This is a genomic window from Pseudomonas sp. IT-P258 (genome assembly GCF_949767825.1).
GTDB classification, from domain to species: domain Bacteria; phylum Pseudomonadota; class Gammaproteobacteria; order Pseudomonadales; family Pseudomonadaceae; genus Aquipseudomonas; species Aquipseudomonas monachiensis.
Genome location: NZ_CATKPU010000048.1, coordinates 1 through 1,129 on the forward strand (window position 1 = coordinate 1; position 1,129 = coordinate 1,129).

Below are 1,129 nucleotides of genomic sequence, written 5' to 3' on the forward strand. Positions count from 1 at the left end.
CCCACAACCGCCGCCGCATCGCCTGCGTCACACTCGCCCATTCATGCGCAATATTCAGTTCGCTATCGACCTGCATGCTGCGGGTATTGATGTTGGCCGAGCCGTGAGTGGTGAACACATCGTCGACGATCATCAACTTGGAGTGGATGTACACTGGCATCCAGGGCTTACCGGCGGGCGAGTCGGGGGCGACCAGTGAGCACACATGGACTTTCAGGCCGGAGAGTTCCGGGAGTTGGGCAAAAGTCTCTTTCTCGATTGCCTCGATTTGGCTCTGGAGTGCGGTTTTGCGCCAATCGTTGTCTCGATTCTTGCTCCGCTGAGCTTCCTTGGCCTTGTCGCTGAGATCGGTTCCGCCCAATGCGTCGGTGAGTTTCGTCAGCGTGATCAGGGCATGCTGCTCCAGCCGTTCGCCCAGGCTGGTTTCCAGTGCGGCGGCGTCAGCTTTTGCCTGTTCAATACGCCGTAACTTGGTGATTGCAGGCATGGTATGGCCGCGCCCGAGGCTTTCGAGCATGCGCTGGGTGTTCACGGTGCCGGAGCCGATGCCACCCTCGCTGGCGTTGGTGATTACAAACAGGTGCAAGGGGCCGTGTATGGCGGGGTCGCGCCCGGCCTTGGTCTGGCCGGCGGCGACGGCCTTGATCAATTCGGCCAGGGGCGGCCAGCGGAAATACTGGTTTTCGATGTAGATGAACTGGGTCGCGTTGTTGACCGCCTGCAGGTACAGCTTCTCGATGTCGCGCTTGCCCTCCTGGGCCTGGGTGCGCAGGATCTGCGCGATCTGTCGGGTGGCTTGCGGGGCGCATTGTTGTTGCGGCCCGATCTCTTTGGCTTGGCGCAGGTCGAGCAAGTCCTCGCCGGTTTCCTTGCGCCAGGCGCTGGCGAAGTTGTGGTACAGGTGTTCCAGGATCGGCCCGCTGACCTGGCTTGAAATGTCCTGACGTGGGGTATCGCCACGCGGGCCCTTGTTGGGGGCGGGTTTGGTGTCCTTGTCACGGTTCACCGCCAAATGGTCATTGGTGTCCCAGTACTCGTCGAGCATGTTATGACCCATCACGAAACCGACGGCGCGGTCCGGCAGTTCATAATCGACGAGAACGGTTTTTTGATGATGGGTCGCTGTCGC

1 protein-coding gene is annotated in these 1,129 nt (G+C 60.6%); it reads right to left on the reverse strand.

The window, feature by feature from the left end; translation table 11 throughout:
* Positions 1-1,129 (reverse strand): phospholipase D-like domain-containing protein (locus tag ACM6G4_RS18660; protein ID WP_414914302.1); only part of this gene is annotated, 1,129 nt, incomplete at both ends.